Source organism: Canicola haemoglobinophilus (assembly GCF_002015075.1).
GTDB lineage: Bacteria > Pseudomonadota > Gammaproteobacteria > Enterobacterales > Pasteurellaceae > Canicola > Canicola haemoglobinophilus.
Genome location: NZ_MUXZ01000021.1, coordinates 57,250 through 82,494, shown reverse-complemented (window position 1 = coordinate 82,494; position 25,245 = coordinate 57,250). Strand labels below are relative to the sequence as shown.

Sequence of the window (25,245 nt, the reverse complement as noted above, 5' to 3'; positions counted from 1 at the left end):
AGTTGTCTCGCCAGAGGCACTGCTGGGTAGCTACATGCGGAAGAGATAAGTGCTGAAAGCATCTAAGCACGAAACTTGCCTTAAGATGAGTTCTCCCTGACTATAAGTCAGTAAGGGTTGTTGGAGACTACGACGTAGATAGGTGTGGTGTGTAAGTGTAGTGATACATTGAGCTAACACATACTAATTGCCCGAGAGGCTTAACCATACAATCTTGAGTGTTTTGGGGTTGTGTAGAGATAGACTAAAGATAGAACAGAAAGCTATGGAAGATATAGAATAGAAGGCTATAGAAAAGATAGCGTAGAAAATTGAGAGTGAACAGCTTGTTTTTGATTGTGAGAGCAGAGAGAATTAGTGAAAACTGATGAAAATGATATCAGTTAAAAGAAACTTAATTAAAGAATGAATAAAAAAGTTAATTAAAAGCTAATTAGAAATCTCAAAAGAGTTAGTACAGAATAATCTTGGCGGCGATAGTGCGGTGGTCCCACCTGACCCCATGCCGAACTCAGAAGTGAAACGCCGTGACGCCGATGGTAGTGTGGGGTCTCCCCATGTGAGAGTAGGTCACCGCCAGGTTACTAAATAGAGAAGAAACCGTAAGTGAGAGCTTGCGGTTTTTTTGTTTTTTAAGGTCCAGTAAAGAAACCATCCTCACACCAAAATCCATTTCAATCAATAAAAGGCAAAAGAAAGTGCGGTAGGAAAATAAAGTGTTTTATACTGCTATTTTTTGTCTAATTTATTTTTCCAAATAATTACTCCCAAATCTTACCAATAATAACAACTTTTTAGGCTAAATAAGGTAGAATACGCCCCCATTTATTTTAGAAAGAGTTTTATTTTATTATGTCATTTGCAATTGGTCAGCGTTGGATAAGTGAAAGTGAGAATAATCTTGGTTTGGGGATTATTACTGAACAAGATAATCGTACAGTAACGATTTTTTTTCCTGCATCTGATGAAACTCGTATTTATGCATTAGCGAGTGCACCTTTAACTCGAGTACTATTTCAACAAGGGGATGAAATTACCCATCAATTAGGCTGGAAAGCAAAGGTTGTTGATGTCATGATGCGCAATGAGTTAGCTTTCTATCTTGTACAACGATTAGATAATAACGAAGATGCGGTTGTGCAAGAAATGGAATTGGCTCATCAAATTTCTTTTAGCAAGCCGCAAGATCGTCTGTTTAGTGCTCAGATTGATCGTAATGAACATTTTGTTTTGCGCTATAACGCACTAAAGCATCAACAAGCACAGTTTCAGTCTTCATTAAGGGGGTTAAGAGGTAATCGAGCTGGTCTTATTCCTCATCAATTACATATTGCACAGGAAGTCGGAAGTCGTATTGCACCGAGAGTTTTATTAGCTGATGAGGTCGGCTTGGGTAAAACCATAGAGGCTGGCATGATTTTGCAGCAACAACTCTTTGCCGAAAAAGTCCAGCGTGTGCTTATTTTGGTGCCTGAAACTCTACAACATCAATGGCTAGTTGAAATGTTGCGCCGTTTTAATCTCCACTTTTCTTTATTTGATGAAGAGCGTTGTGCAGATTTTGATAGTTCAGAGGAGCGTTCTGCAACCAATCCTTTTGCTAGTGAAAATTTAATTATTTGTGCGTTGGATTGGCTTGTACAACAGCCAAAACGTGCTCAGCAAGCTTTAGCGGGTGATTTTGATTTATTGATTGTTGATGAAGCTCATCATCTTGCTTGGTCAGAAGATGCACCTAGTATTGCTTATGAATTCGTAGAGCGATTAAGTGCGGTTATCCCTGCGGTACTATTATTAACTGCGACTCCAGAGCAGTTAGGTCAACAAAGTCATTTTGCTCGCTTGCGTTTATTGGATCCTAATCGTTTTTATGATTATCAGGCTTTTGAGCAAGAACAACAGCAATATAAACCAGTTGCTGATGCCGTGCAAAGCCTGTTATCAGAGCATATTTTAACCGCAGAAGAACAAAATCATTTAGCTGAATTACTCAGTGAACAAGATATTGAACCTATGCTCAAGGTACTTAATTCTCAAGCAGATGCAGAGGAAAAAGCCCTTGCTCGAGATGAGTTGATTAGTAACTTGATCGATCGCCATGGAACTAGCCGTTTATTATTCCGTAATACAAGACAGGGTGTGAAAGGGTTCCCACATCGTACTTATCATCAAATTAAACTGGATTTACCAACACAATATCAGAATGCAATCAAAGTGCTACATTTACTTGGTGAAATCAAAGAGCAAGATTTATTTTATCCAGAACAAATTTTCCAAAAAATGAATGCAGATGCAACTTGGTGGGATTTTGATCCTCGAGTGGATTGGTTGATTAATTTAGTGAAAAGCTTGCGGGATGAAAAAATCCTCGTTATTTGTCAGCAGGCAACAACGGCAATTCAGTTAGAGCAGGCGTTGCGTGAGAAAGAGGGAATTCGTAGTGCAGTCTTTCATGAAAATATGTCAATTGTAGAGCGAGATCGCGCCTCTGCATATTTTGCGCAACAAGAAGAGGGAGCACAGGTATTGTTAAGTTCTTCCATTGGTTCGGAAGGGCGTAATTTCCAATTTGCTTGCCATTTGGTTTTATTTAATTTGCCAAATAATCCTGATTTATTGGAACAATGCATTGGGCGCTTGGATCGTATTGGGCAACGTAGAGATATTCAAATTTATGCACCTTGTTTTACAAATACACCGCAAATTCGCTTGGCGCAATGGTATCACGAAGGATTGAATGCCTTTGAAGAAACTTGTCCTATGGGCGCTACTTTGTTTGAAAAGTGCGGTGCAAAATTAACGGAGTTTTTGACTACTGATGACTTTGATGCTTTCATTAAGCAAACTCATCAACAACAATTACAGCTGAAAGCGGAGTTGGAACAAGGCCGAGATCGTTTATTAGAACTGAACTCTAATGGCGGTGAGCAAGCGCAAGAATTGGCGAATGCGATTGCGGCGCAAGATGGCTCAACGGAGCTGATTGATTTCACTTTGAACTTGTTTGACATTATCGGTGTTGAACAAGAGGATCTTGGCGAGAAATCTATTGTAATTAGCCCAACAGGGACTATGCTTGTGCCTGATTTTCCTAGTTTAAAAGAAGAAGGGGTAACAGTAACCTTTGATCGTGAATTAGCACTAGCTCGAGAGGAACTTGAGTTTCTAACTTGGGATCACCCAATTGTACGCAATGGAATTGATTTAATTGTGAGTGGCGATATTGGTAAAAGTGCGGTGGCTTTATTGGTAAATAAACAATTGCCAGCAGGTACATTATTACTTGAATTGATTTATATGGTTGAAAGCCAGTCGCCACGAGGCTTACAATTAACACGTTTTTTACCGCCAACACCGTTACGCTTACTTCTGGATATTAAAGGAAATGATCTAAGTAATCAGGTTTCTTTTAAAGGTTTGCAAAAACAATTGAAACCAATGGGTAAAAATATGGCGACAAAAGTCATCAAAATGTTGCGCCCAGCTATTGAGCAATTGTTGAAACAAAGTGAGCAAAATGTGATAGAGCCAGCGAAAGTGGTAATTGAACAAGCTAAACAGCTAGCAGATCAATCACTCAGTGCGGAGATTAATCGTTTATCTGCGTTGCAAGCAGTGAATAAGAATATTCGCCCAGAGGAAATTGAGCAATTAGGACAGCAGCGAGCTTTATCTCTTGAGTTACTTAGCCAAGCTACTTGGCGTTTAGATAGCTTACGAGTGATTGTAAGTAATAAGGAATAAAATGGCATTAATTGACTATCGTCCTCCTTTAGAGCCATATTTGGATATTGTATATCGTGATGATCATATTCTTGTGGTGAATAAGCCTAGTGGGCTACTTTCCGTTCCGGGCAATCAGCCACAATATTATGATAGTGCGATGTCTAGAGTGAAGGAAAAATATGGTTTTTGTGAACCTGCTCATCGACTTGATATGGCAACAAGTGGAATTTTGCTTTTTGCGATGAGTAAGTTGGCAGATCGTGAGTTAAAGCGTCAGTTTCGTGAGCGTGAACCCAAAAAACATTATCAAGCATTGATTTGGGGACACTTGGAACAAAACACTGGCACAGTGAATTTGCCTTTGATTTGTGATTGGGAAAATCGCCCAAGGCAGAAAGTTTGTTTTGTACATGGTAAAAGAGCGGTGACAAATTTTGAGGTTTTGCAACGATTGGAAAATAATATTACACGTGTCCGCTTAACACCCATTACTGGTAGATCTCATCAATTGCGCTTACACATGCTTGCCTTAGGTCATCCTATTCTAGGGGATAAATTCTATGCACATCCACAAGCAAAAGCCCTTACGCCACGTTTGTGTTTGCATGCAGAATTTTTGCAAATAACCCATCCATTAACGAAGGAAATCATGCAATTTAGTGCACCAGCAGATTTTCCTATTTAACTTCCCCATATAAAAAATCAGCCCTAATCGTATAGCTTAGGGCTGATTTTTTTGTTTGCAGAAATTATCTATTTTTATAATATTCAATGGCTTGCGGCATTAATTTCAATAAATTTGCTTGGCGAGCATCATCACTAGGGTGAGTAGAGGCAAGTTTGTCTAATACGCCTTTGGAACCGCCAGATGCTTTTTTCATCTTTTCCCATAATCTTGGCGCAGCTTCAGGATTGTAGCCAGATTTTGCCATTAAGAATAAACCTACTTCATCAGCCTCTTCTTCCGCACTGCGTGAATAAGGCTTGTCTAAGCCCCAATCTGCAGCAAGTCCAACAATCAGTCCACTAGCCTCCGGGCCAATTTGAGTTGATAACGCAGCATGAGCAACTTGTGCCACTACATTAGTGAATGTCCCCAAATTTACTTTTTTCTTGCCATGTTCTTTTAATGCATGTGCCATTTCATGTCCCATGACAGTGGCAATTTCATCATCTGTTAATTTTAAGTTATCAACCAATCCCGTATAAAAAGCCATTTTGCCACCAGGCATAGCCCAAGCATTCATTTCTTTTGATTTGATTACATTTAATTGCCAGGTAAATGCTTGTCCAGTCTTGTTTTCTTTGTCTGCATAAGGGCGCATTTTGTTGAAAATATGATGTACACGTTTTGCCGTAGATGAACTGTTATCAACTACGCCTTTGGCTTTTGCTTGTCCGATGGTTTGTACATAGCTAGAGGCAGCTTGTTGATTAATTGATGCGGAATCTGCACAAGCGTTAAGGAATAATGTTGCCAACGTAACGAAAACAATTTTTTTAATCGACATAGGAATATCCTTAGATTTTTGATAAAAAAATACCGCTCTTTTAACCAGAGCGGTAAATAGTATTAATCAATTATTTTTTAGCGCGCTCAAATGACTCTAAAATTTCTTGGCGAGCTTCATTTACATCACCCCAACCTTCAACTTTAACCCATTTGCCTGGCTCTAATGCTTTATAGCTTTCAAAGAAATGCTGGATTTGTGCTTTTAATAATGCCGGTAAATCGCCAACATCTTTAATATGATCATATTCTTTGCTTAATTTGCTATGTGGAACAGCAACCACTTTTGCATCACCACCTGCTTCATCAGTCATTTTTAGTACACCAACTGGACGGCAACGGATAACTGAACCTGGTTGTAGTGGGTATGGTGTTGGCACTAATACGTCCACAGGATCGCCATCAGAAGAAAGAGTGTGATTTACATAGCCATAGTTTGCTGGATAGAACATTGCAGTTGCCATAAAGCGATCCACAAATAGCGCACCACTTTCTTTATCTACTTCGTATTTGATTGGATCTGAGTTTGCTGGAATTTCAATTACAACATAAATATCATCTGGTAATTCTTTACCAGCAGGTACATTTTCTAAACCCATTTTGCTTTTCCTTTTACAAGTTATTGATGAATAAGACTGCGGAATTATAGCCTTATTTTTGGGATCTTGTCGAGTTCTCAGAAAATAATCTTGTTGGCACAAAAATATATTGTAAATTTAATTTGCACTACTATAATAGTGCAAAATTTGTTTTTTAAAAGGAAATACTATGACAACAAAAAAAATCCCTTCTTTATTTGGTGGCGCCATGATTATTGCAGGCGGAACTATTGGTGCAGGAATGTTAGCTAACCCAACTTCAACTGCTGGCGTATGGTTTTTAGGTTCAACATTAATTTTAATTTACACTTGGTTTTGCATAACAACATCAGGATTGATGCTACTTGAGGCAAATTTACATTATCCAACTGGGGCAAGTTTTGACACCATTGTTAAAGATTTACTTGGAAATGGTTGGAATGTAATCAATGGATTATCTGTTGCCTTTGTTCTTTATATTTTAACTTATGCTTACATCACTTCAGGCGGTGGCATTACCCAAGGATTTATCAATCAGCTATTCAGTGGCGCAGAAAGTGCGGTTGATATTGGGCGTAGTTATGGCTCTTTGATCTTTTGTATTGTGTTAGCAAGTTTTGTTTGGTTTTCTACTAAAGCCGTTGACCGTTTTAGTGTCGTATTAATTGGTGGTATGGTCATTTCATTTTTCTTGTCTGTGACCAATTTAGTTGGCTCAGTCAATACAGAAATCTTGTTCAATACCGTGCAACAAGGTGAACAGCAATATTTGCCTTATGCGTTAGTGGCTTTGCCCGTTTGCTTAGTTTCTTTTGGTTTCCAGCAAAATGTACCAAGCTTAGTAAAATATTATGATCGCAATGCAACTCAGGTATTAAAAGCAATTTTTATTGGCACGAGCATCGCATTAGTGATTTACATCTTATGGCAGCTAGCTATTCAAGGGAATTTGCCAAGGGCTGAATTTATGCCCGTAATTGAAAAGGGCGGTGATATTTCCGCATTATTAGATGCCTTAAGTAAATATTTACAAACAGATTATATAGCGACCGCACTAAGATTTTTTGCTTATATGGCAATTGCAAGTTCATTTTTAGGCGTCACTTTAGGGCTATTTGACTATATTGCTGACTTATTTAAATTTGATGACAGTGCAACTGGGCGCACTAAAACTGCATTGATCACATTCTTACCGCCTTTACTATTAAGCTTACAATTTCCTTACGGCTTTGTTTTGGCGATTGGATATGCAGGTTTGGCGGCAACCATTTGGGCAGTTATTGTGCCAGCATTATTAGCCAAAGCGAGCCGTGCGAAATTTAAAAATAGTAGCTTTACCGCCTATGGTGGAAATTTTATGATATATTTCATCATCTTATTTGGTTTATTAAATATCTTTGCACAACTTGCAATGCAATTCGGTTTCCTACCTGAATTTAAAGGTTAATATGCTAAAAACCTTAAATTCAGCAACGAATTTAAGGTTTTCTTATGCAAAAATTAACGAATTATTCAGTATATGATCAAGAGGATTTTTTCGAGCTATACCAAAAACTGCGGAAAAATCCAATCAGCTTAAATGAGGTAGTAGAGAAACCCACAATGTTGTCTTTGCTACCTGATTTAACAGGAAAGCGCCTATTAGATATGGGGTGCGGTTGCGGCGAACATTTAGCCTTATATTTACAACGTCATGCAGATTTTGTCGTAGGCATGGACCTTTCAAAAAATATGCTTAATCAAGCACATCAAAATCTTACCGAATTTACACCGCACTTTGCTTTGCATCATAAAGCCATGGAACAGCTAAATGAGTTGGCAGAAGATCAATTTGATGTGATTACTAGCTCTTTTGCATTTCATTATATTGCGGATTTTCCTCAGTTATTGGCGGATATTTATGCCAAATTGGCGGATAACGGCTATTTAATTTTTTCACAAGAACACCCAATTGTAACTTGTTATCAAGGTGGGGAGCGTTGGGAAAAGGATGAAAATAAACGACAACTCGCTTATCGTTTGAATTTTTATCGTGATGAAGGGGAAAGGTTACGCAATTGGTTTAAACAACCTTTCAAAACTTACCACCGCACTTTAGCCACTATTGTGAATAATCTTATTCAATCAGGGTTTAGTATTGAGCAAATAGAAGAACCCATGTTGGCAAATAGTCCCGAATGGCAACAAGAATTTAAGGATTTACAACATCGTCCGGTATTGTTGTTTATTAAAGCAAAAAAATTAACAAAACCTGGTAACCAATCATTTTCATAAATTGAAATTATTTCAACAGGCAAATCGTTATCTGCATGAATTTACATATCTTTCTTTTTTCTATGGCTGGAATATAGCTCTGCTAGTTCCAGCCAATCGTAAATGCAATCAAATTATCGCAAAAATCCCCCTCCCTTAATCTTCACTCTAAGAGCACATAAAGCCCACTTTTCTTCTATTTATTTCTATTTTTCTGCAAAAAAGCGGTCAGAAAATATTAATTTTGCGATCTATATCGAAGAATTACTTTTGCTTTTTGAGTTGGTCCTATTTTGACGGTTATAGTTTGAAAAGACGATTTATAAATGATGATTACTGAGCATTCATAATTGAGAGAAATCAAAGTAAAAAATCATCACTTTTTACCAAGGAAATTCCTATGTCTTTTCAAGCCTTACAAGCCAAATATCAGCGCTTATACCAAGAAAATCATGCCTGGAGTTTATTGCGGGTGGGAAATGCACCTTATATTTTAGGGTTTATTGGTGATCTTTTCCAAAATGAAGCCGAAATTAGTTATGGTCAAGCTCGTTTGTTGTTAGAGACAGAGTTGGAACAAGCACGAGAATTAGGTGTTTGGGAAACAGAAACGCCAGCCAGTACTTATTTAAATGAATGGATTGCCAAAGGCTGGCTTCGGGAAATGGACGATGTCTTAACCAAAACTGATGCGGTAGATCTCGCATTGCGTTTTGTCCGTCAGCTTGATGAACGTTCTACTGGCACATCCGCTTCCCATCTACGCATTGTGCAAGATGCGGTGCGAGATTTATCTGTGGCTTTAAGTGAAAACGCTGAAATGCGCATTACTGTTTTGGAAACTAAAAAAGCCGAGTTAGAACGTGAAATTGCAACCTTGCAAGCAGGTATTGTAAGCGAGTTAGATCAACAGCAACAAAGTGAAAGAATTAAAGAGATTTATCAGCTTGCATCCTTGCTAACTGGGGATTTTCGGCGACTTGAAGAGGAAACTCGTCAGTTGGATAAAGATTTACGCATCAAAATGATTTCTGCTGAGCAACATCGAGGCAATATTTTGCAACATTTGATGAGCGAGGAAGAACTACTAAATAAAACGGAAGCTGGTAGTGCCTTTGAAGGTTTTTTCCAACTTTTATGTGATCCCAATCGTAGTATCGAATTTCGTGAACAATTACATCAGATTTTAACCAGCCCAGCCGCCATTTTCCTTTCACCTTTTCAGCAACAATTTCTTTCTCAGCTTATGCGTGAGCTTACTCGTGAGAGTGAAAGGGTATTTAAAATTCGTCGTCGAACTGAACAAGAATTACGCACTTATATCGAAAGTGGTGCAGCCGCAGAAAATCAAGCCGTTGATAGTTTAATTAAAAAATTAGAAAGCCTTGCCATTAACTTGCGAGAAAAGAATATTGCCTTAGAACAAATGGTCAATGTGAGCTTGCCAATTAGCCCGATTAATTTTCGATCGCCAGATACCTTAAAACTACGCTCACCTGATGAACCACTTGAGCTTGATATCCAAGAACAAAGCAATCATCGCCAAGCCAGCCAAGCGGTATTAAATAGCATTGATACGGTGCAAATTTACCAAGTCGCTGAAAAAATTCTTCATGTTTTTAAGCAACAAGGGGCTTTAACTTTGGCAAATTTAGTGCAGTACGCACCTATCAACTCAGGGCTAGAAGAGCTTGTGGCTTATTTGCGTATTGCCAAAACTGTTGGTGCACCTGAATTAGAAGGTAAAGAGAGCTTTTTAATTAAAGATAGACAAGGTAATCAGCTTAAAGTCAAAGTACCAACATTGTTACTCGATGCAGGATTATTTCCATTAAATATCAATATGTTGAATTTATAAGGGGAATTTATGAGCTTTTTTACAAGTGTGACAGGCATAACAAAAGATAATCAGCAAGATGAGCAAAGTCCTAACTCAAATAACCCAGTGGAAGAAAAACAAAGGGAGGATCTTCAAATTGAAGGGCAAGAAAGTAATCAAGAAAATACCCCGCAAGAAATTGCTTCTCCTTTTGTTATGCCAGAGGAGGCGCGCCGAGTTTTAGTCTATTTATATAAGCAAATCGCCATTCTAAATAGCCAAACGCCCCATTTATTCGCCGCACTTTGTCGTTATGAGCAGCCTATTCGCCAACATTTAGCAGAAGTGTATTTGCAGTTGGTGCTTGATGAGCAATTTGGTGTGGCATTTATCAAAATGACAGAGGCGGATATTGACGATGAAACTGAGCTCCCCCTTTCTTTAATGAGCAAACGTCAACTTTCTTTGTATGACAGCTTAATTTTACTGGTGCTACGCAAGCATTATCGAGAGCGGGAAGACAGTGGCGAGAAGAAAATTATTATTGATATAGAACGCTTGGAAGCCTATTTGTCGCCTTTTGTGCCATTAACCGATCACGCCAGTAAGGATCGCAAAAAATTGCTTGCCAAAGTGAAGGATTTACAAAAGCGTAAATTATTAGCGAGCGTGGCAGGTTCGGAAGATCGCTTTGAAATTACACCGCTCTTACGTTATGTGGTGAGTGCGGAGATGTTGGACACGATGTTACAAGCCTATCTGGAGCTTGCTCAAAATGGCGAAACTTTACAATCTGAGGGGGAATAAATGTCCGCACAAAAAGATCTTTTCGGTGCCGAGCCTAATCAAATTCGCCTTGCTGAACTATCGGTCTATAACTGGGGTTCTTTCAACGGCTTACATTCAGCCAGAATTGATCCGCAAGGCACGCTAATTACGGGCGATAATGGCACAGGTAAATCAACCTTTATTGATGCGTTAATGGCATTGTTGCAACCAGCCGGAAAAGCGGTTTTCAATGTGGCAGCCGCACAAGGGGATCGCAGTGATCGTTCCTTGGTTTCTTATATGCGCGGTAGTTTCGGTACAGCTCACGATGGCGTTGGCGTTAAAGTGCGGAGCAAGCGAGAAAAATCAGTAGTGACAGGTATTCGAGCCTTATATCGAGGCGATAATGGTGCTGAAATTACCTTGATGGCGATTTTTTCATTGCCACAAGCGAGCCAACAGTTAAGTGATGTGAAACGTATCTATTTGGTTGCCAAAAAAGATTTAGCTTTAAAAACGGTGCTTGAGTTTTTCTCTGATGGTTCAAGTCGTCAGCTCAAACAGTGGTTTAAAAATCAGCCTGATATTATTTGTTGTGATGATCGTTATAGTGATTATGCCGAGTTGTATCGCAAACTTTTGGGGATGGAAAATAAAAATGCCCCAGCTTTATTATCTCGTGCTTTGGGCTTGAAAAAAATTGATGACCTAACCAAACTCATTCGGGAATTGGTATTGGAACCGAGCAATATTCGTGATGAAGCAAGAAATGTGGTTAATGAGTTTCAAGATCTCGTGGCTATTCATCACCGCCTACTTGATGCTAGAAAGCAACTTAATAAGTTGGAAAACTTACCTATCTTAGCTCAAAGCATTGAAAAATTGAGTGCAGAAGTGGATTTATTAACCGCACAAAAACAAGCCCTCCCAATTTATTTTGCCGAACAAAAAAGTGTCATACTCAAAGAAAAAATTGCAGAAATTCAGCAAAATTTGACCGCTCTTTCCTTGCAATTAAAGCAACTTACCGAGCAAGCTCAAGATAGTGAAAATGCCGTTGAGCAACGCCATGCGGAATACTTGCAGCTTGGCGGTGAACGTATTGATCTGCTACGGAATGAAATCGTACAGCTCAAAGCTCGTCTGCAATTTATGGCTAAACAGGCGTGCGAATATCAAACTATCTGCCAACAATTACAACTTGATAACGCACTAAATGAACCGCTCTTTTTACAGCACCAATCCTTGAGTGCAGAGAAAATTATTGAAGTCAAACAGCACTTAATCCAAAACAAAGAGCAATACGCCGATCTGCATGGGCAACGCAAGCATTTGGAAGAACAAGAAAACGCACTCAAAGCAGAGTGGTTAGAACTCTCTAAACGTCCAAACTCCAACATTGATCTTAAATATCAACAGCTACGTGATGAATTGGCACAATCTCTTGAGTTTGAGGCACAAGATCTAATGTTTATTGGCGAATTATTAGATGTGAATGAGCAAGAGTATGCCTGGCAAGGTGCAATTGAGCGAGCCATGGGCGGAAAACGCACTACGTTATTGGTGCCAGAACAACGTTATCGAGAGGTCACGAAATGGTTGAATAGCCGCTATACGGGATTATTTGTGCGTTTACAAGCGGTGGATTTTGCCGAAGATTTTGCAAATACGCCTGTTCACTTTAAACAAAATGGCTTTTTGACCAAGTTGGTATGGCGGGAACACCCTTATCAACATTGGCTCAAAGGTTATTTAGAAAAGCTAGATTTAATTTGTGTGAACAATGTGGAGCAGCTGAATGCTACGCCATTTTCTATGACTAAAGAAGGTTTAATTCACCTGAAACAAGGCTATTTTGAGAAAAAGGATCAACGCAATATCAATGATCGTAGCCAATGGCAATTAGGTTTTAATAACCAACAAAAACTGGCTTTATTAGAGACTGAGCAGAAACAAATTGCCGCAGCGCTGAAGCAAATTATTCACGATCTTGAGCAAGTGAATAACAACGAAAATAACTTACTGCAACAACAGCAAAATTGGCAAAAATTGAGTGAAATGCAGTGGGAGCAGATTGATGTTGAACGTTATCAAAACCAATTGGTAGAAAATGAAAAAATTCTGGCAGAATTAGAAAATAACAAAGGCGATTTATACCAAGCCAAGTTACGCTGGGAACAAGCCAAAATGGCTCTCAAAGAAATCCAACAGCAGCAAACACAACTTTCCGCTCAATATGCCAAAGCAGAACATGAACAGCAACATTGGCAACAGCAACTTGCAGGCTTACAACCGCTCTTGCAACAAGAATTAACCGAAAATATTCGTGATTTATTGGCAAAACGCATTGGCAAAGTGGAGTTGGAAAATATTCATCAGCAGATGAATGTGGAAAAATCCCTTGAAATGCTCTTAGATAAAGTGCGTAAACAGCAACAACAAGATGAAAGAAGTGCGATTGGCGTGATGACCTCATTCCAAACAACTTGGCCGCATTTAACAGTGGAATGGGGCGCAGGTTTAGCGGGGCTGGTTGATTATTTAGCTTATATTCAAATCTTAGAAAAAGAAGGGCTACCAAACTTAGTAGAGCAATTTAAACAGCGTTTAAATAAACACACAACGCAATCTCTTGCTCGCCTACAAAATCAGTTTGAAAGTGAATTTGAGCGTATTCGTGAACGTATCAGCAAAATTAACAATGTATTGCAACGTACTGAATTTAAACAGAATTCTTATTTAAAATTGGGTTATAAACGAGAAAAATATGTGCAAGTGGTTGAGTTTGACCAAAAAGTCAAACAAGCTTTAAATTCCATCAATCATGATGATCATGAAAAGCGTTTTGCTCTATTAAAAGACGTTGTGGATATTTTGGACAAAGCAAGCAACACGAGCGTACATACTTTGGAAAGCCAAAAATTGCTTGATCCAAGATTTCAGCTTAGTTTTTATGCGGAAGAAATTCATCAAGACAGCCAAGAAGTATTAGATGTGCTCGGTTCTTCTAGTGCTAAATCTGGCGGTGAAAAAGAGAGTTTTGCTGGCACAATTTTAGCGGCAAGTCTTGCTTATGTGCTGACCTCGGAAGATGCAGATCGCCCTGTTTACTGTACTGTTTTTTTAGATGAAGCCTTTTCTAATACCGCAGAAAGCGTAAGCCGACGAGTGCTGAAAGTATTCAAAGCCTTGCATATTCACGTTAATTTGATCACACCGTTTAAAAATCTTAATCTGGCTAGAGAAGCGGCGAGAAGTTTATTGATTGCAGAGCGTGATGTGGCGCAGCACGAAAGCCGTTTATGTGAAATTACTTGGCAAGAGCTAGATGAACAATATGCGAAACGACAGGCATTAGACAAAGTGGCTGGCGATTTAGGAATAGAAATTGAACATGGCTGAATTGGCAAATAAATGGGGATTGTTACCCGATGACGTGCGTTCGCAATTGCTGAAACGAGAATGGCTAAACCACAGCAATTTAAAAAATCGGCTAAAAGGCGACCGCACTTTTCCTTTGGAAGTGAGTTTAAAACCACCAGCATCGGGCACGATGATGCTTAGCGATACAGCTAATTTTCAAGGGGTTGTGCAGGCGTGGAAAAAGTTGAACATTCCACATTCATCACTTTTCCTTTCATCAATAGAAGTGCGTTGGGAAAATCGTCGTTTTCGTCATTTTGGTACGCAGAATATTCCCACAAAATTGGTGTTGCACAGCATACAAGATTTAGCCTGTTTTTTAGGTAAAAGCTATGTGGTGGAACTCAAAGATTGGCAAGAGCGGCTACAATTTTTGTTTCAAACCATGCCAAAAAATGAGGCAGTTTTTCGCTGTTTAATTGATTTTCTGTCTGAAATCAGATTGTTTTCATCAGATGAATTATCGCAACTTCGTCAGCTTATACCACAGTTAAAGCAAAATATGGGACAAGGTTGTTATTTGCGAGCTTTAAAAGTTGTTGGTGTAGATAGCAAATTCATCGAAAGCCATTTTAAGCTCATTGAAAATTTGTTGCATAGTATTCATCAAAATGTTCTGCCCGATGGTTTATTAAATTGGCTCGATTGTTTGGAAAAACCTAAAGATTGGCTGTTGGTCAAGCCACTTTGCCAGAAAACCCAAAAAGCATTGGGCAATTTGCCGATTTTGCGTTTAAATTCAGAGACTTTGCGCAATTATCCTTTGCCTGCACAGCGAATTTTGATCGTTGAAAATGAGCAATCTTGTTTAGCTTTACCTGAATTAGTAGATTGCATTGCCATTGCTGGTGGCGGTAAAAATATTGCGTGGCTTAATGCGACTTGGCTGCAAAATAAAACTGTCGGCTATTGGGGCGATATTGATTATGAGGGTTTGATGATTTTAAATCAGGCAAGATCGATATTGCCGAACTTAACAGCATTGATGATGAATGAACAAACGCTATTGCGTTTTCAAGCTAGAATGGTGAATGAATCCACTGGCAATCGGCAAGAGCCCAAGTATTTAACTTGCCAAGAAAAGCAATTATTTGACCGCTTGCAAGCGGGCGTATTTGGTAAAACTCGTTTAGAACAAGAACGGCTTGATAATGACTGGATTTTGAGTTCACTGAATGAGTGGTTATCCTCTGAACTTTTATTGAAATAAAAAATTAAAAAAAGACTTGTAATCACTTATTTTTCCAAGTAGATTAAAAAGCACTCGTTTTTGGAGTAAACAAAATGAATTTAAACCGCACTTATCGTAAACATCATCACCATTTCCCCTGAATAGTCTTTCGGGCATTTGGTGTACGCGGAAGACAAGATCTTCCGAGTGAATGCGATAAGTATCAAAACAAATAAAAATCTCTCGGAAGGTCACTTTCGAGAGATTTTTTTATAACTAAAATTTACAAGGATAATGAAATGACAAACACAACAAGATTACGCATTGCCCTACAAAAGAAAGGGCGTTTAAGCAAAGAATGCCAAGAGTTACTCAAGCAATGTGGCATCAAAATCAATTGGAATGAACAGCGTTTAATTGCTTATGCGGAAAATCTGCCCATTGAGATTTTACGTGTGCGTGATGATGATATTCCAGGGCTTGTTTTTGATGGTGTGGTGGACTTAGGCATTATCGGTGAAAACGTGTTAGAAGAAGAGGAGCTCGGGCGACAAAGCACAGGCGAAATGGTTGCGTATAAAAAATTGCGTACGCTAGATTTTGGTGGCTGTCGCTTATCCTTGACGATTGATCGTGATAATACCTTCAACAGCCTACAAGATCTGGCAAATCAACGTATTGCGACCAGTTACCCTAACCTTCTCAAACGTTATATGAAAGAAAAAGGCGTGCCGTTTAAAAGTTGCTTGCTCAATGGTTCGGTTGAAGTTGCCCCAAGTGCTGGGTTAGCAACGGCTATTTGTGACTTAGTATCTTCAGGAGCAACTCTTGAGGCAAATGGCTTAAAAGAAGTGGAGGTTATTTACCGCTCCAAGGCTTGTCTTATTCAACGAGCAGAGCCTCTTTCTTGTGAAAAACAAGCGCTTGTTGATCGGTTGATGACTCGTATTCAAGGCGTGCAACAAGCTGCTGAAAGCAAATACATTATGCTTCGTGCCCCTAAAGATAAATTAGAAAAAATTACCGCACTTTTACCCGGTATTGAAAACCCAACTATTTTGCCATTAGCTAATGATCAAACTCGAGTAGCACTACATATGGTTAGCCAAGAAAATCTGTTTTGGGAAACTATGGAAGCTTTGAAAGAAGCTGGTGCCAGCTCAATTTTGGTATTGCCGATTGAGAAGATGATGGCGTAACAAGCGGTCAGTTTTGAACAAGAATTTACAAGGAGAAACTATGCAAACCCTCATTTGGAATAATTTAAATTTAGCTGAAAAACAAACCGCACTTGCTCGCCCTGCGCAATCAGCAAGCTCAGAAATTGAACAAGCAGTAGCAGCTATTCAAGCGCAAGTGGCACAAGAAGGCGACCGAGCACTTTTTGCCCTAAGCGAAAAATTTGACAAGGTCAAATTGGATTGCCTTGAGGTTTCAGCTGAGCAAATTGCTCAAGCAAGCACGCGCCTATCTAATGAACTCAAACAGGCTATTGCCACAGCCAAAGGCAATATTGAACGTTTTCACCAAGCACAAAAATCGACTGATGTTGATATAAAAACACAAGTAGGCGTACGTTGTCAGGTGTTAACACGTCCCATTGAAAAGGTAGGATTGTATATTCCGGGTGGATCCGCACCGCTCTTTTCGACTGTGCTGATGTTAGCTCTTCCCGCCAAAATTGCAGGTTGTAAAACGGTTATCCTATGTTCTCCACCACCCATTGCCTATGAAATTCTATATACCGCCAATCTGTGTGGTGTTACGCAAATTTATGCTGTGGGCGGAGCACAAGCGATTTTTGCTATGGCAAATGGCACGCAAAGCATACCTAAAGTGGATAAGATTTTTGGTCCTGGAAATGCCTTTGTAACGGAAGCCAAACGCCAAGTTCAACAGCAAGGTTGCGCCATTGATATGCCAGCAGGTCCTTCCGAAGTCTTGGTGATTGCCGATGAATTTGCCGATCCAGATTTTGTGGCAAGTGATCTGCTTTCCCAAGCGGAACATGGTGCTGATAGCCAAGTTATTTTAGTGACCGACAGCCTTGAGCTTGCGCAAAAAACTGAACTCGCTATTGAAAGTCAACTAGCAAAATTGCCACGTAAACAGACCGCTTGCCAGGCTCTTGAACATAGCCGCATTTTTATCGCTGAAGATTTACAACAAGCCACCCAAATTAGCAACGCTTATGCCCCTGAGCATTTGGTGGTGCAAGTAGAAAACGCTCGTCAGTTATTACCATTTTTGGATAACGCAGGCTCTATTTTCCTTGGCGCTTATTCCCCTGAAAGTATGGGCGACTATGCCAGCGGCACCAATCATGTGTTGCCAACCTATGGTTACACACGTACTTACTCAAGCCTAGGACTTGCCGACTTCAGCAAGCGAATGACCGTGCAAGAACTCACGCCACAAGGCTTTCAAGCTCTTGCATCTACGGTGATGGCGATGGCAGATGCTGAACAATTAGACGCTCATAAACAAGCGGTAGTAATTCGTTTAAAGAAATTAGAGGGAGAAATTCATGACTAATCCGATTGAAATTTATCAAACCCAAGACGGGCAAACGCAAGTAGAAGTGCGGTTTGAACAAGAGACAGTTTGGCTTTCACAGGCACAGATGGCACAGCTATTTTCAACCAGTAGCGACAACATCAGTCTACACTTAAAAAATATTTTTGCCGAAAAAGAGTTAGATGAAAGAGCAACAACCGAGGATTTCTCGGTAGTTCGCCAAGAAGGCAAACGGCAGGTTAAACGTCAGTTAAAGCACTACAATTTAGATGCGATTATTTCCGTAGGCTATCGAGTGAAATCAACATCTGCAACGCAATTTCGTATCTGGGCAACTGCTCGCTTAAAAGACTATCTGGTCAAAGGCTATGCATTAAATCAAAAACGTTTGCAACATAACGCCGAAGAGCTAGAACAAGCGCTCTTGCTTATCCAAAAAACGGCAAGATCGCCTGAACTCACCTTAGAAAGCGGACGTGGCTTGGTGGATATTGTCAGCCGTTATGCCCAGACTTTTTTATGGTTACAACAATACGACGAAGGTTTGCTCACCGAGCCTAACACCCAGCAAGGTGGTGTTTTACCCAGCGTAGAAACGGCACGTCAAGCCTTAGCGGATCTCAAAATACAGTTAATGGAAAGAGGCGAGGCATCGGATCTGTTTGGGCGTGAGCGAGAAGAAGGGCTTTCGGCAATTTTGGGCAATTTAGATCAAACGGTATTTGGCGAACCTGCTTATCCAAGCATTGAAGCTAAAGCTGCTCATTTACTCTATTTTATCGTGAAAAATCATCCATTTTCCGATGGTAATAAACGCAGTGGAGCTTTTTTGTTTGTAGATTTTTTACATCGCAACGGTCGGCTTTTTGATACACAAGGCAACCCAGTGATCAACGATACAGGGCTTGCAGCGCTCACGCTTTTGGTGGCTGAAAGCGATCCCAAGCAAAAAGAAACACTCATTCGCTTAATTATGCACATGCTAAAAAAATAACAAGGAAAACCATGCAAATTTCACAACTTGCCAGACAAAACATCCAAGCCCTCACCCCTTACCAATCGGCGCGCCGTTTGGGTGGGCAAGGCGATATTTGGCTTAATGCTAATGAATACCCGATTTCACCAAATTTTGAATTAAATAACCGCACTTTTAACCGTTATCCAGAACCACAGCCACAAGCGGTAATTGAGCGTTATGCCACTTATGCTGGGGTATCGCCTTACAATGTCCTAGTGAGCCGCGGCGGTGATGAAAGTATTGAGCTCATTATTCGAGCCTTTTGTGAGCTGAATGACAGCATACTTTATTGTCCACCCACTTACGGCATGTACGCAGTGAGTGCCGAAACTTGTGGCATCGCTAGCAAAACCGTTCCCCTCACAGCCGATTTTCAGTTGGATTTAGAGCAAATTGCCCAAAATTTAGAAGGCGTCAAAGTGGTATTTGTGTGTAGCCCCAACAATCCAACAGGTACGCTCATCAAGCGGTTAGATTTAATCCAACTTTTGCAAATGACTCAAAACAAAGCCATTGTGGTAGTGGACGAAGCCTATATTGAATTTTGCCCTGAAGCAACCATGGTAAATGAACTCAAAAACTATCCGCACTTAGCCATTATCCGCACCTTATCCAAAGCCTTTGCTTTGGCTGGGCTGCGTTGCGGTTTTACCTTAGCCAATAAAGAACTCATCAATGTGTTACAAAAAGTGATTGCTCCCTATCCCTTGCCTGTACCTGTGGCAGATATTGCTGCTCAAGCATTGTTACCGCAAGGCATTTTTGCCATGCGACAGCAAGTCCAAATGATAGTCAGTGAGTGTGAAAATTTGCAAAAAAATCTTAAAAACTTACCGCTTGTTGAGCAAGTGTTTGAAAGCCACGGCAACTATTTGTTGGTGAAATTCAACGATGGACAAAAAGTTTTCCAAACACTTTGGGAACAAGGCATTATCTTGCGTAATCAGCATACCGCCTTGGGCTTAGAAAACTGCATTCGCATCACCATTGGCACCGCCGAAGAGAACAAAAAATTGTTTGAGGCAATTGAAACAATGTCGCCATAATCACTTTTTATATCATTATGGAGATAAAATGAGTTATACCAAGTTGCTTTATCATATTGTTTTTAGGACTTTTCAGAGTGTACCAGCAATTAAACAAGAGAATGAAAAGGAGCTATATCATTATATTTGGAGCTTTTGTCAGCAGCAAAAATGTCGGCTGTATCGCATTAATGGAATGCCAGATCATTTGCATTTATTGGTAGAAGTTCATCCGAGCATTGCGATATCTGATTTTGTGAAACAACTGAAAAATGCAAGTCATAAATGGCTTGAAAAGCAATCTCACCTTTTTCCTGATTTCTATGCTTGGTCAAAAGGATATTGTGCTTTAAGTTATAGTGAGCATGAAAAAGAGAAGATTATGAATTACATCAAAAAACAGAAAGATCATCATCAAAATATAAAATTTACGGATGAAATGAAACATTTATTACAAGATGCTCATTTGGATATAAACGAATATTTTGAGAATAACTTATGACCTAGTACGAGCCGTACTAGGTTCGATAATCCTAGCCACTCTGTGGCTAATAAGAATAATAAGAGCCACAGAGTGGCTCAGGTTAATTAACTGCATACGACACGTATGCGGTATCAACAGGAGAAAACCATGCAACCAACCCTATTCATCGACCGAGACGGCACGCTCATTGACGAGCCCAAAACCGATTTTCAAATTGATCGCCTAGAAAAACTCAAATTTGAAACGAACGTCATTCCTGCGTTACTTCAATTAAAAGATCACTATCGCTTAGTGATGGTAAGTAATCAAGACGGCTTGGGTACAGCATCATTTCCCCAAGAAGATTTTGATAAACCTCATCAGATGATGTTGGATATTTTTCGCTCGCAAGGCATTTTATTTGATGAGATTTTAATTTGCCCGCACAAGCCAGAAGATAACTGCGATTGCCGTAAACCTAAAACCAAACTCTTACAAAAATATCTGGATAAACAGCTGTTTGAGCCTGCTACAAGTTTTGTGATTGGTGACCGAGCGACTGATGTAGAACTTGCCAAAAATTTGGGCATTCGTGCGTTGCAATATAACCCTGAAAAATTAAATTGGGATTTAATTGTTGAAAAATTATTGCCAAAACAGACCGCTCTTTTAGCACGTGAACCACGCTATGCCGAAGTGGTACGCACCACCAAAGAAACGGATATCAAAGTACAAGTATGGCTGGATGAAACTGGCGTAAATGAGATCAGCACAGGCGTGGGCTTTTTTGATCATATGCTTGATCAAATCGCCACTCACGGCGGTTTTAGAATGAATGTTGAGTGTAAAGGCGATTTGTGGATTGATGAACATCACACTGTAGAAGATACCGCACTTGCTCTAGGTACAGCGTTAAAACAAGCTCTTGGCGACAAACGTGGCATTGCTCGCTTTGGCTTTGTGCTACCGATGGACGAATGCAAAGCCGAATGTACCATGGATTTATCAGGGCGCCCGTATTTTAAATTCAAAGCCAAATTCAAACGGGATAAAGTAGGCGATTTTAGCACCGAAATGACCGAGCATTTTTTCCAATCCATCGCCTACACTCTAATGGCAACCTTGCACCTAAAAACCAAAGGTGACAACGACCACCACAAAATCGAAAGCCTGTTTAAAGTGTTTGGACGGACGTTAAGACAGTGTATTAAGGTGGAAGGGAATGAATTGCCGAGTAGTAAGGGGATTTTGTAGTTTTAAGATTTTTACTGTAAATTATCAATCAGTAAAAGAGTGCTAAATTTATTAGGGAGATTTAAGTATATGACGATTGTCTCAACAGAGAAAGAATTAGGGGAAGCAATTAAACGTGGAGATGAGCGAATTGAAATAGAAGGCGATCTAGCAAAAAAACGATCAGGATAAGAGCCACTGGAAATGTTGCTTGGGCTATAGCAATAGGAGCCATAGGAATTGCTGTCTATGCAGCTATAGCAAATTTTGGTAGTGCTGGACTTACCTCCCCAGTTACAGGAGTGGCTATGCTCTCATCTGCACCTGTTGCAGTTGGAATTTTGGGTGGTGCAGCAACATATTCAGCGATTGCGATAGCTGTAGCAGCTGGTGGAGTGGGGGTTTTAACATCACTAAGAAATTACAAGGAAATTTCTCGTAGTGAAAATAAACTTGTATTGCAGAAAAGATAAATATGACACACCTAACTATCATCAACACCCGCTGTGCCAACCTTTCCTCGGTCAAATTCGCCTTTGACCGTTTGGGTTATCATGCACAGATTACCGATAATGTCGAACAAATCCAAGCAGCCGATAAGCTGATTTTACCTGGCGTTGGCACGGCAAAAGCTGCTATGCAAAATTTAACCGAGCTTGGTTTGATTGACACCATTCAAAACTTAACTCAGCCTGTTTTGGGCATTTGTTTGGGTATGCAGTTAATGACCGAATATTCCGAGGAAGGCGATGTGGATTTGTTAAAACTGATGTCGGGTAAAACCGATAAACTCCCTGATTGCCAATTGCCTTTGCCTCATATGGGCTGGAACAAGGTGCATTATCAAGCGGATCATCCGTTATTTGCCGATATTCCCCAAGATAGCCATTTTTATTTTGTGCATAGTTATGGGGTTTTGCCTAATACTCATACCGTTGCTACTTGTGATTATGGCGTGCTGTTCTCGGCAGTTATTCAACACAAAAATTTCTACGGTGTGCAGTTTCACCCTGAGAGATCGGGCAAGGTGGGAGCACAGTTGTTAAAGAATTTTGTTGAGCTGATCTAATTTTTATTTTGTGATCTAGATCGAGAAATTTGAACATGATGTTTTTCTTTTTATCTTTTATGTGTATATTTACAGTTATTAACTGTAAATAAAATCAGTTTAGGTGAAACACAGAAATTTATTTTTGGAAGAGGAAAACAAAATGCTAACGGATAACATTATTCTGCAAGACATCAAACAAGTTATTGCCCAATCTCGTGAACAAGCCATTCGTTCAGTAGATTTTCATCGTGTGTTGATGTACTGGCACATTGGCAAACGTATTTTTGAGGAAGAACAACAAGGGCAAGAGCGGGCGGATTATGGCACTTATTTAATTAAGTCCCTTGCAGCCCAGCTTGAACCTGAATTTGGTAGTGCTTTTGGTCGCCGCCAATTAGAACTATTCCGTCAATTTTATCGATTATTTCCAATTGCGAACGCACTGCGATCGCAATTGAATTGGACACAATATCGTATGATGTTGCGTATTGATGATGCAGACAAACGTGAGTTTTATATTGCTGAAACAGTAAAAAATAACTGGAGTTCTCGCCAGTTAGAACGCCAAATCAATACGCAACTTTATGAACGCTTATTGCTTAGCAATGATAAACAGACTGTGCTAGCTGTAGCAAAAAACGAAGTTATTCCTACGGATCCAAAACAAATTATTAAAGATCCTATGGTATTGGAATTTCTTGGGTTAAAACGTGAAAGTGCTTATTACGAAAAAGATTTAGAGCAAGCGATTATTACCCATTTACAAGAATTTATGCTGGAGCTAGGAAATGGTTTTTCTTTTGTTGCTCGGCAGAAACGTTTGCATTTGGAAGGCGATGAATTTTTCGTGGATTTGGTATTTTATAACCGCTTGTTGCAATGTTTTGTATTGTTTGAAATTAAAACCCACAAATTAACGCACCAAGATTTAGGTCAATTACAAATGTATGTGAACTATTTTGATCGCATGGAAAAGTTACCCTATGAAAACTCAACGATTGGTATTTTACTTTGTGCTGATAAAAATGATGCCATGGTCAAATTCACTCTTCCTGAAGAACAAAAACAGATTTTTGCTAGCCAATATCAGCTCTATTTGCCTTCGGAACAAACCTTAATTGCAGAAATACAGAAAGAAATTGATAGCTTTGAATTAAAACAAACACAACAGGAAACATAATGAAAACATCACAAATTATCCCTGCACTTGATTTAATTGACGGCAAAATAGTGCGGTTACATCAGGGCGATTATGCCAAGCAAACCACCTATAGCGACAATCCCATTGAACAGTTTGCTCATTACATCAACCAAGGGGCAAAACAGCTACATTTGGTAGATTTAACGGGAGCGAAAGACCCAAGCAAACGCCAAACTGCCTTGATTGGCAAGATTATTCAAGCTACCCAAAGTCAAGTTCAAGTGGGTGGTGGTATTCGCACGGAAAAATATGTCGCGGATTTATTGGCGGTTGGAGCAAGCCGTGTGGTAATTGGTTCAACGGCGGTTACTGATCCTCACATGGTGCAAGGTTGGTTTGAGAAATATGGGGCGGAGAAATTTGTTCTTGCTTTAGATGTTCGCATTGAAAACGGACAAAAGCTGGTGGCAATTAAAGGCTGGCAGGAAACCAGTTCACTTACTTTGGAAAACTTGGTGGAAAACTACCGCACTTTTGGCTTGCAACACGTGCTTTGTACTGATATTTCTCGTGATGGCACTTTGGCGGGTTCTAATGTGGCATTGTATCAAGAGATTTGTCAGCAGTTTCCACAGGTAGATTTTCAGTCTTCAGGGGGCATTGGATCCCTTGCGGATATTGAGGCTCTCAAAGGTTCAGGTGTGGCAGGTGTGATTGTGGGGCGAGCGTTGTTGGAAGGTAAATTTACAGTTTCGGAGGCAATCGAATGTTGGCAAAACGGATAATTCCTTGTTTAGACGTGCGTGATGGACAAGTGGTTAAAGGAGTACAGTTTCGCAACCACGAAATCATCGGTGATATTGTTCCGCTAGCTCAGCGTTATGCTGAAGAAGGGGCGGACGAGTTGGTGTTTTATGACATCACCGCATCTTCTGATGGCAGAACCATTGATAAAAGTTGGGTGGAACGTGTGGCACAAGTTATTGATATTCCCTTTTGTGTGGCAGGCGGAATTAAAAGTGTCGAAGATGCGGAAAAATTGTTTGCTTTTGGTGCCGATAAAATTTCGATAAATTCGCCCGCACTTGCCGATCCTGATTTAATTAATCGACTTGCCGAACGCTTTGGTGTGCAAGCCATTGTGGTAGGGATTGATAGCTGGTTTGAGGCAGATACGGGAAAATATTGGGTTAATCAATATACTGGCGATGAAAGTCGTACTCGCCAGACGAATTGGCAACTTTTAGATTGGGCCAAAGAAGTACAAAAGCGTGGAGCTGGGGAAATTGTGCTGAACATGATGAACCAAGACGGCGTACGCCAAGGCTATGATTTAACTCAACTCAAAGCGGTGCGAGAAGTCTGCCAAGTGCCACTGATTGCTTCGGGTGGAGCCGGTGAAATGGTACATTTTCGTGATGCCTTTGCTGAAACGAATGTAGATGGTGCTTTAGCGGCGAGTGTTTTTCATAAGCGGATTATTGAAATTAGTGAATTGAAAGAATATCTCGTTCAAGCAGGGATAGACGTGCGTAAATAATACAAATTT

General features: G+C 39.9%; 21 protein-coding genes, 2 rRNA genes and 1 other annotated feature. Of the genes, 21 read left to right on the top strand and 2 right to left on the bottom strand.

All coding sequences use genetic code 11. From position 1 onward, the window contains the following. From B0186_RS07790 to rluA, 4 genes are all read left to right on the top strand, one after another. Positions 1–208: ribosomal RNA gene (locus tag B0186_RS07790) — 23S ribosomal RNA — on the top strand; the annotation flags it as partial. Between the two features lie 258 nt (positions 209–466). Further along, positions 467–582 (top strand): 5S ribosomal RNA (gene rrf / locus B0186_RS07785). Positions 583–852: 270 nt separating this feature from the next. Next, entirely contained in the window at positions 853–3,744 is a 2,892-nt protein-coding gene (rapA, locus tag B0186_RS07780) for an RNA polymerase-associated protein RapA (protein ID WP_078218804.1), read from the top strand. A 1-nt stretch (position 3,745) separates the two neighbouring features. After that, entirely contained in the window at positions 3,746–4,411 is a 666-nt protein-coding gene (gene rluA / locus B0186_RS07775; RefSeq protein ID WP_078218803.1) for a bifunctional tRNA pseudouridine(32) synthase/23S rRNA pseudouridine(746) synthase RluA, read from the top strand. Positions 4,412–4,475: 64 nt separating this feature from the next. Here rluA and B0186_RS07770 read toward each other — a convergent pair whose 3' ends face one another. After that, positions 4,476–5,237, bottom strand: coding sequence for a M48 family metallopeptidase (locus tag B0186_RS07770; protein WP_078218802.1), 762 nt, complete (start codon positions 5,235–5,237; stop codon positions 4,476–4,478). 70 nt (positions 5,238–5,307) lie between these two features. After that, the gene (gene ppa / locus B0186_RS07765; RefSeq protein ID WP_078218801.1) at positions 5,308–5,835 is read right to left on the bottom strand and encodes an inorganic diphosphatase; all 528 of its coding nucleotides are present in this window, start codon (positions 5,833–5,835) and stop codon (positions 5,308–5,310) included. A gap of 169 nt (positions 5,836–6,004) precedes the next feature. Between ppa and B0186_RS07760 the strand changes: the two genes are divergently transcribed. The 17 genes from B0186_RS07760 to hisF all read left to right on the top strand — a co-directional run bounded on the left by B0186_RS07760 (position 6,005) and on the right by hisF (position 25,236). Further along, the gene (locus B0186_RS07760) at positions 6,005–7,261 is read left to right on the top strand and encodes an aromatic amino acid transporter (protein WP_078218800.1); all 1,257 of its coding nucleotides are present in this window, start codon (positions 6,005–6,007) and stop codon (positions 7,259–7,261) included. A gap of 44 nt (positions 7,262–7,305) precedes the next feature. Beyond that, entirely contained in the window at positions 7,306–8,088 is a 783-nt protein-coding gene (locus tag B0186_RS07755) for a class I SAM-dependent DNA methyltransferase (RefSeq protein ID WP_078218799.1), read from the top strand. A gap of 379 nt (positions 8,089–8,467) precedes the next feature. Further along, entirely contained in the window at positions 8,468–9,925 is a 1,458-nt protein-coding gene (locus B0186_RS07750; protein WP_078218798.1) for a DUF3375 domain-containing protein, read from the top strand. Between the two features lie 9 nt (positions 9,926–9,934). Beyond that, the gene (locus tag B0186_RS11535) at positions 9,935–10,693 is read left to right on the top strand and encodes a DUF4194 domain-containing protein (protein WP_115252404.1); all 759 of its coding nucleotides are present in this window, start codon (positions 9,935–9,937) and stop codon (positions 10,691–10,693) included. Continuing rightward, positions 10,694–14,056, top strand: a complete 3,363-nt coding sequence (locus tag B0186_RS07745; protein ID WP_115252405.1) for an ATP-binding protein — start codon at positions 10,694–10,696, stop codon at positions 14,054–14,056. It begins immediately after the preceding gene. Continuing rightward, positions 14,049–15,287 (top strand): Wadjet anti-phage system protein JetD domain-containing protein, encoded by a 1,239-nt coding sequence (locus tag B0186_RS07740; RefSeq protein WP_078218797.1) that lies wholly within the window; start codon positions 14,049–14,051, stop codon positions 15,285–15,287. Before B0186_RS07745 ends, B0186_RS07740 begins: the two co-directional genes overlap by 8 nt. A gap of 100 nt (positions 15,288–15,387) precedes the next feature. Then, positions 15,388–15,521, top strand: a sequence feature (His leader region). A 26-nt stretch (positions 15,522–15,547) separates the two neighbouring features. Further along, positions 15,548–16,447 (top strand): ATP phosphoribosyltransferase, encoded by a 900-nt coding sequence (gene hisG / locus B0186_RS07735; RefSeq protein ID WP_078218796.1) that lies wholly within the window; start codon positions 15,548–15,550, stop codon positions 16,445–16,447. 40 nt (positions 16,448–16,487) lie between these two features. Beyond that, the gene (gene hisD, locus B0186_RS07730) at positions 16,488–17,783 is read left to right on the top strand and encodes a histidinol dehydrogenase (protein ID WP_078218795.1); all 1,296 of its coding nucleotides are present in this window, start codon (positions 16,488–16,490) and stop codon (positions 17,781–17,783) included. Further along, a complete protein-coding gene (gene rhuM / locus B0186_RS07725) occupies positions 17,776–18,759 on the top strand; it encodes a RhuM family protein (protein ID WP_078218794.1) in 984 nt (327 codons plus the stop codon). The genes hisD and rhuM overlap by 8 nt, the downstream gene beginning before the upstream one ends. 11 nt (positions 18,760–18,770) lie before the next feature. Continuing rightward, the gene (hisC, locus tag B0186_RS07720) at positions 18,771–19,829 is read left to right on the top strand and encodes a histidinol-phosphate transaminase (protein WP_078218793.1); all 1,059 of its coding nucleotides are present in this window, start codon (positions 18,771–18,773) and stop codon (positions 19,827–19,829) included. A gap of 28 nt (positions 19,830–19,857) precedes the next feature. Next, positions 19,858–20,310, top strand: a complete 453-nt coding sequence (tnpA, locus tag B0186_RS07715) for an IS200/IS605 family transposase (RefSeq protein ID WP_078218792.1) — start codon at positions 19,858–19,860, stop codon at positions 20,308–20,310. 105 nt (positions 20,311–20,415) lie between these two features. Then, on the top strand, positions 20,416–21,525 hold the full coding sequence (gene hisB, locus B0186_RS07710) for a bifunctional histidinol-phosphatase/imidazoleglycerol-phosphate dehydratase HisB (RefSeq protein ID WP_078218791.1): 1,110 nt from the start codon (positions 20,416–20,418) through the stop codon (positions 21,523–21,525). Positions 21,526–21,812: 287 nt separating this feature from the next. Continuing rightward, on the top strand, positions 21,813–21,977 hold the full coding sequence (locus tag B0186_RS11690) for a hypothetical protein (RefSeq protein ID WP_158077973.1): 165 nt from the start codon (positions 21,813–21,815) through the stop codon (positions 21,975–21,977). Positions 21,978–21,979: 2 nt separating this feature from the next. Continuing rightward, positions 21,980–22,573: an imidazole glycerol phosphate synthase subunit HisH gene (gene hisH, locus B0186_RS07705; protein WP_078218790.1), complete on the top strand. Its 594-nt coding sequence runs from the start codon at positions 21,980–21,982 to the stop codon at positions 22,571–22,573. 142 nt (positions 22,574–22,715) lie between these two features. After that, positions 22,716–23,735, top strand: coding sequence for a PDDEXK nuclease domain-containing protein (locus B0186_RS07700; protein WP_078218789.1), 1,020 nt, complete (start codon positions 22,716–22,718; stop codon positions 23,733–23,735). Continuing rightward, complete coding sequence (gene hisA / locus B0186_RS07695) at positions 23,735–24,481, top strand: 1-(5-phosphoribosyl)-5-[(5-phosphoribosylamino)methylideneamino]imidazole-4-carboxamide isomerase (protein WP_078218788.1); 747 nt, start codon at positions 23,735–23,737, stop codon at positions 24,479–24,481. Before B0186_RS07700 ends, hisA begins: the two co-directional genes overlap by 1 nt. Further along, positions 24,463–25,236, top strand: coding sequence for an imidazole glycerol phosphate synthase subunit HisF (gene hisF, locus B0186_RS07690; protein WP_078218787.1), 774 nt, complete (start codon positions 24,463–24,465; stop codon positions 25,234–25,236). Before hisA ends, hisF begins: the two co-directional genes overlap by 19 nt. Positions 25,237–25,245 lie beyond the last annotated feature (9 nt).

Excerpts from the sequence above, each read along its gene's own strand:
- hisH (WP_078218790.1), top strand. The coding sequence starts at position 21,980 with ATGACACACCTAACTATCATCAACACCCGCTGTGCCAACCTTTCCTCG.
- hisG (WP_078218796.1), top strand. The coding sequence starts at position 15,548 with ATGACAAACACAACAAGATTACGCATTGCCCTACAAAAGAAAGGGCGT.
- tnpA (WP_078218792.1), top strand. The coding sequence starts at position 19,858 with ATGAGTTATACCAAGTTGCTTTATCATATTGTTTTTAGGACTTTTCAG.
- B0186_RS07740 (WP_078218797.1), top strand. The coding sequence starts at position 14,049 with ATGGCTGAATTGGCAAATAAATGGGGATTGTTACCCGATGACGTGCGT.
- B0186_RS11690 (WP_158077973.1), top strand. The coding sequence starts at position 21,813 with ATGCTCTCATCTGCACCTGTTGCAGTTGGAATTTTGGGTGGTGCAGCA.
- hisD (WP_078218795.1), top strand. The coding sequence starts at position 16,488 with ATGCAAACCCTCATTTGGAATAATTTAAATTTAGCTGAAAAACAAACC.
- rluA (WP_078218803.1), top strand. The coding sequence starts at position 3,746 with ATGGCATTAATTGACTATCGTCCTCCTTTAGAGCCATATTTGGATATT.
- hisF (WP_078218787.1), top strand. The coding sequence starts at position 24,463 with ATGTTGGCAAAACGGATAATTCCTTGTTTAGACGTGCGTGATGGACAA.
- B0186_RS07770 (WP_078218802.1), bottom strand. The coding sequence starts at position 5,237 with ATGTCGATTAAAAAAATTGTTTTCGTTACGTTGGCAACATTATTCCTT.
- hisB (WP_078218791.1), top strand. The coding sequence starts at position 20,416 with ATGCGGTATCAACAGGAGAAAACCATGCAACCAACCCTATTCATCGAC.
- B0186_RS07760 (WP_078218800.1), top strand. The coding sequence starts at position 6,005 with ATGACAACAAAAAAAATCCCTTCTTTATTTGGTGGCGCCATGATTATT.
- rapA (WP_078218804.1), top strand. The coding sequence starts at position 853 with ATGTCATTTGCAATTGGTCAGCGTTGGATAAGTGAAAGTGAGAATAAT.
- rhuM (WP_078218794.1), top strand. The coding sequence starts at position 17,776 with ATGACTAATCCGATTGAAATTTATCAAACCCAAGACGGGCAAACGCAA.
- ppa (WP_078218801.1), bottom strand. The coding sequence starts at position 5,835 with ATGGGTTTAGAAAATGTACCTGCTGGTAAAGAATTACCAGATGATATT.
- B0186_RS07755 (WP_078218799.1), top strand. The coding sequence starts at position 7,306 with ATGCAAAAATTAACGAATTATTCAGTATATGATCAAGAGGATTTTTTC.
- B0186_RS11535 (WP_115252404.1), top strand. The coding sequence starts at position 9,935 with ATGAGCTTTTTTACAAGTGTGACAGGCATAACAAAAGATAATCAGCAA.
- B0186_RS07745 (WP_115252405.1), top strand. The coding sequence starts at position 10,694 with ATGTCCGCACAAAAAGATCTTTTCGGTGCCGAGCCTAATCAAATTCGC.
- hisA (WP_078218788.1), top strand. The coding sequence starts at position 23,735 with ATGAAAACATCACAAATTATCCCTGCACTTGATTTAATTGACGGCAAA.
- hisC (WP_078218793.1), top strand. The coding sequence starts at position 18,771 with ATGCAAATTTCACAACTTGCCAGACAAAACATCCAAGCCCTCACCCCT.
- B0186_RS07700 (WP_078218789.1), top strand. The coding sequence starts at position 22,716 with ATGCTAACGGATAACATTATTCTGCAAGACATCAAACAAGTTATTGCC.
- B0186_RS07750 (WP_078218798.1), top strand. The coding sequence starts at position 8,468 with ATGTCTTTTCAAGCCTTACAAGCCAAATATCAGCGCTTATACCAAGAA.